We start from the raw sequence: 4,609 nt of genomic DNA, 5'->3' as shown, positions 1-4,609 counted from the left end.
AAAGACCCCTTCACCTCACTCACGTCTCCCGAACGCAAAGTCCAGCAAGACAACTTTGCCTTACCCCTCAACAACCCGAAACGCCGCTCACGACCCGCTTACGCGACTTTGCCGGGACAGAGTAGGGAAAGAGGCCTTCACGGAAACGTCAGAGCACGAAGACGAGGTTGCTCGCCGCCGCGTGGAACATCTCGGGCGCGCCCGCGTAGAACGCCCGCCAGACGCCGGGCTTGCGGTACTCGGCCGAGGCCGAGAAGGCCCAGGTGGTGCCGTTCCAGGTGGCGTCGACCGTCGCCGCCGTGGTCCAGCGGTGACCGCTGAGCGAGTAGTACTGGAGTTCGACCGGGATCGGGTTCGCGGTGTACCGGCCGGGGAAGTCGATCGTGCCCGAGCCGGTCACGGCCTTGGCCGCGTTCCGGCCCGCCGCGAACGACGTGATCTTCGCCGGGTGCAGCACGACGATCTTCGGGGTGTCGGCACGCGAGTTCGCGATCACCGGGTCGGTGGAGAAGAAGTCGGCGTGGTAGTTGCCGGTGCGGATCGGGGACAGTGTCGCGGTGTAGACGCCGGCGGCGTCGGTGACCGGCTTGGCCTGAGCCTCACCGCAGAAGCCGTTGAAACAGAACGAGATGCCCACCTCGGCACCCGCGATCGGGGTGGCGTCGGACTTCGTGAGCTTCCCGGAGATCGTGACGGTCTTGCCGGCGTCGATCTTGGTGCCGCTGGTGGACGTGGTGAGGGTGGACGGCTGGACCTCGGCGGCGGTCGCGGGCACCGCGCCCGCGGTGAGCAGCGCGGCGGCGGCGATGGTGCCGATCACGAGCTTCCTGATGATCATGTGCTCCCCAAACGCGTTCCGGAGTTGACGACCGCTAGGTCGGCCGGAAGTCGTTGCCCGTTGCGGGGAAATCCCGGTGTTCAGCAACCGGCCGTCGGTGCTTCACGCGTCGGGGAGCAGCGTGCGCGCCAAGGCGACCGTCGACGCGCCCGCGATTTCGAGCGCTTCGGTGTCACGCAACGATCGGCTCAGCACGAAGGCCCCTTCGAGACTGTTCACGAGGGCGATCGTGAGCTGCCGCGCGGCCGCGGGTGAGAGACCGTACTTGCCCAGCTTCTCCGCGCCGGTCTCGATCCACGCCGTGAACACGTCGGCCGTCGCGATCCGCAGCTTCTCGTTGGTGCTGGCGACCTCGAGCGCGACCGTCGCGATGGGGCAGGCGTCGGCGTAGTCGGTCGCTTCGAGCGTGTCGGCCGCGCCGGCGAAAGCCGCTTCGATCCCGTGGATCAGATCCGGCTCGTCGGCGAAGAAGATCTCGAACAACGCGAGGTACATCATCCCGGAGGTGCGGATGACCTCCTCGCCGAGCTGTTCCTTGCCGCCGGGGAAGAAGTGGTACAGCGAGCCGAAGGGCGCGTTCGCGGCCTCGACGATCTGCTTCACCCCGGTGCCGGTGTAGCCGTTCCTTCTGAGCAGTTCGGCCCCGGCGTTCACGATGCGTTCCCGCGTTCCAGTCACCACCCCATGATAGAGCGTTCTATCAAACCCCCTGAAACGTGAAAGATGCTCACTTCTATTGTGGACGGAGGTGAAAACTTGTCAGGATCGGCCGGTAGTCCAACGACGGATCACGAGGTCGCCATGCGCCGTACCACCCGACTTGTCCTCGCCACGCTGCTGGCGGTCGTCTCTCTAGCGAGTTTGGGGATACCGGCGAGTGCCGCCGAGACCCCGTCGTTCCGCAAGTACGTCGCGCTCGGCGACTCCTACACCGCGGGTCCGCTGATCCCGTGGCAGCAGGCGAGCTGGTGCTTCCGGTCGAACAACAACTACCCGGCCTGGCTGGCCACGAAGCTCGGGCTCTACTACAAGTCCGGCGCCTTCACCGACGTCAGCTGCTCTTCGGCGGACACCACGAACATGCTCAACCCGCAGACGGTTCCTTCGCCGAGTCTCGCGCTCGGGTCCGTGCCCGCGCAGTTCGACGCGCTGACCCTGGACACCGACCTGGTGACCATCGGCATCGGCGGCAACGACTACGGCGTCTTCGGCAGCCTGATCGGAACCTGCCCCGGGCTGCGCGACGACGACCCGACCGGTTCGCCGTGCAAGGACCACTTCACGATCAAGGGCACGGACACCCTGCTCGCGGCGCTCAAGAACACCGAGCGAAACCTCGAACGCGTGGTCAAGGGTGTCCAGGAGCGTTCGCCCGCGGCCACCATCGTGCTGGTCGGGTATCCGCGGATCACGCCGTCGAAGGGCTACTGCCCCAGCGTCCTCCCGTTCGCCGACGGCGACTACGCCTGGGCCGACGAGGTCGAACGCGCGCTCAACAAGGCCGTCTCCACCGCGGCCCGTAAGCAGGGTGCCCGCTATGTCGACACCTATGGGCCGAGCAGCGGGCATGACGCCTGTGCGGGCGACGCGGCCTGGGTGAGCGGCAAGGACACCGACCTGTTCCGCGCGGTGGCCTACCACCCCTACGCGGCCGGGATGAAGGCCGAAGCCGATCTGATCTTCAAGGCGCTCGGAGGCACCGCCGCCGCGTCCACGAAGGCGCCCGACGCGCGGAACGCGAGCACTCCGGCCGAACTGGAGCGCAAGGCCACCGCGGCCGGACTTGTGCCCCGGTCCTAGCCGCCCCTTGTTCCTTGGTTCACCTCCCGGCGCTACCTGCGGTCGATGTTCGCTGGGTGTGCCCGGCCCTAGCGTCGAGAGCCGTTGGGAAACAAGGAAAGAAGGGGGCAGCAGATGAAGCGGCTACTGGCCGCCGGGGTGATCCCGGCGGTCGTGGGCGGACTGCTCGCCGGAGCCGTGCCGGCTTCGGCGAGCACGCTGAACACGACGGGCATCCCCGGCTACTACACCGGTCAGACCCTGGACTGGCATCCCTGCGCGGCGGACGAACTGGTCACGCTGCCGCCGGGCACCGATATCAGCGGGCTCGAATGCGCGTCCTATCGCACGCCGCGCGACTGGGACCGCGCGAACGAGCGGCAGGACCTGACCATCGCGGTCAGCAGGCTGAAGTCCACCGGGGCGTCGACGGCGTCGGTGCTCACCAATCCGGGTGGGCCCGGCGGACCCGGGCGCTGGTTCCCGGTGACCTTCCGCGGGCAGGAGAAGCTGCGCGAACACCAGGACGTCATCGGCATCGACGTCCGCGGGACCGGCAAGAGCACCAACGTCACCTGCCGGAACACCGCCGGCCTGGTCAATGAGCTGGATCCGCGTGACCGGGACCCGCGCAACCTGAACCAGATCCTGGCGAACGCGGAGCACGTGGCCCGATCCTGTCAGCACGCCAACGGCGAACTCGGGCCGCTGATCACCACCTACCAGACGATCAAGGACTACGACCTGCTCCGGGTCCTGCTGGGCCGGGAGAAGATCAACTGGGTCGGCTACTCGGGCGGCACCTGGCTGGGAGCGCACTACGCGCAGCAGTTCCCCCAGCGGACGGGACGGTTCGTGCTGGACTCGTCGACGGAGTTCACCACGACCTGGCAGAAGTCGTTCGACCGGCAGCCCGTCGGCTTCGAACGGCGCTGGCGGCAGGACTTCCTGCCGTGGATGGCGCGCTACGACGCCAAGTACCACTTCGGCACCGGCGGCGAAGAGGTCCGGCAAGCCTACGAGCGGCTCCGGTACGCCTTGTCGCGCAACCCGATCAACGGGAACGGGCCGATGCAGCTCGAATACGCGATGATCTACCTGCTCTACAAGAAGGAGTCCTTCCCGGCGCTGGCCGACCTGCTGGTCAAGGTCCGGGCGGGGCTGGAGAACGGGGCGCCGGACCAGGCCAAGGCCGAAGCCCGGGCCGCCATCAAGGGCGCGGGTGACTTCCCCGACGCGCAGGACGGCACGTTCTGGAGCACCGTCTGCGGCGAGGGCCGGTTCACCGGCACCCGCGAGTCGCTGATCCGCGACTCGCAGCGGAACCTCGACCGCGGCCTGCTCCTGGCGGGCGGTGGCACGCTGAACGCGTCGGTCTGCCTGTTCTGGGACAAGCAGCCGCGTCCGTTGCCGAAGCTGGATGGCAAGGGAGTGCCGCCGGTGCTGATCGTCCAGTCCGAGCACGATCCGGCCACCCCGATCGAAGGCGCCAAGAAGGCACACGCCGGGTTCGCGAACTCGCGGATGCTGACGGTGACCGGTGAGGGTGACCACGGGATCTACGCGGGCGGCAACGCGGCCGTGGACAAGATCGTGGACGAGTACCTGGTCGGCGGAGCGATCCCCGCCGACCAGAGCGTCCCCGGAATGCCGCTGCCGACGCCTTAGAAGGAGACGAGATACGGAGGACATGCCCTGGCGGTGGCCTTCGGTGCCGTGGGTCGTGAGTGGCGATTCGGGTTAGCGCCGACCGTGTCTTAGGTAGCTGCTGGGTTCCGGCTGTGGCGGAGCGCGGTTCCGGTCCGTGAAGGCCTCCTTGCCTACCCTGAAGGTAGTGAAGGAGGCCTTCACGGATTTGGGTGATTGTCACTTTCAGCTCAGACGCACCAGCGACCACAGCGACCACAGCGGCTGCGCGTGAAGGCCCCCTTCCCTCGGCTCAGCCGAGGAAACTCGACCTTCACGGCGGCTCCAGTACATGATGGCCCCCTT

4 protein-coding genes are annotated in these 4,609 nt (G+C 67.5%); 2 read left to right on the top strand and 2 right to left on the bottom strand.

The window, feature by feature from the left end; genetic code table 11:
• Positions 1-148 precede the first annotated feature (148 nt).
• A complete protein-coding gene (locus CFP71_RS32115) occupies positions 149-838 on the bottom strand; it encodes a hypothetical protein (RefSeq protein ID WP_093937696.1) in 690 nt (229 codons plus the stop codon).
• Positions 839-940: 102 nt separating this feature from the next.
• The gene (locus CFP71_RS32110; protein WP_482746724.1) at positions 941-1,516 is read right to left on the bottom strand and encodes a TetR/AcrR family transcriptional regulator; all 576 of its coding nucleotides are present in this window, start codon (positions 1,514-1,516) and stop codon (positions 941-943) included.
• A gap of 123 nt (positions 1,517-1,639) precedes the next feature.
• On the opposite strand from CFP71_RS32110, the gene CFP71_RS32105 reads away from it, so the two are divergent.
• Both CFP71_RS32105 and CFP71_RS32100 read left to right on the top strand, forming a co-directional pair.
• Complete coding sequence (locus CFP71_RS32105) at positions 1,640-2,638, top strand: SGNH/GDSL hydrolase family protein (RefSeq protein WP_093937695.1); 999 nt, start codon at positions 1,640-1,642, stop codon at positions 2,636-2,638.
• Positions 2,639-2,752: 114 nt separating this feature from the next.
• Complete coding sequence (locus CFP71_RS32100) at positions 2,753-4,285, top strand: alpha/beta hydrolase (RefSeq protein ID WP_093937694.1); 1,533 nt, start codon at positions 2,753-2,755, stop codon at positions 4,283-4,285.
• The last annotated feature ends 324 nt before the right edge of the window (positions 4,286-4,609 follow it).

This window comes from Amycolatopsis thailandensis (assembly GCF_002234405.1).
Lineage (GTDB): Bacteria > Actinomycetota > Actinomycetes > Mycobacteriales > Pseudonocardiaceae > Amycolatopsis > Amycolatopsis thailandensis.
This window is presented reverse-complemented; position numbering and strand designations above follow the sequence as displayed.

What these genes read in the sequence shown, in the direction of transcription:
- CFP71_RS32115 (WP_093937696.1), bottom strand. Translation starts at nt 838, where the DNA reads ATGATCATCAGGAAGCTCGTGATCGGCACCATCGCCGCCGCCGCGCTG.
- CFP71_RS32105 (WP_093937695.1), top strand. Translation starts at nt 1,640, where the DNA reads ATGCGCCGTACCACCCGACTTGTCCTCGCCACGCTGCTGGCGGTCGTC.
- CFP71_RS32100 (WP_093937694.1), top strand. Translation starts at nt 2,753, where the DNA reads ATGAAGCGGCTACTGGCCGCCGGGGTGATCCCGGCGGTCGTGGGCGGA.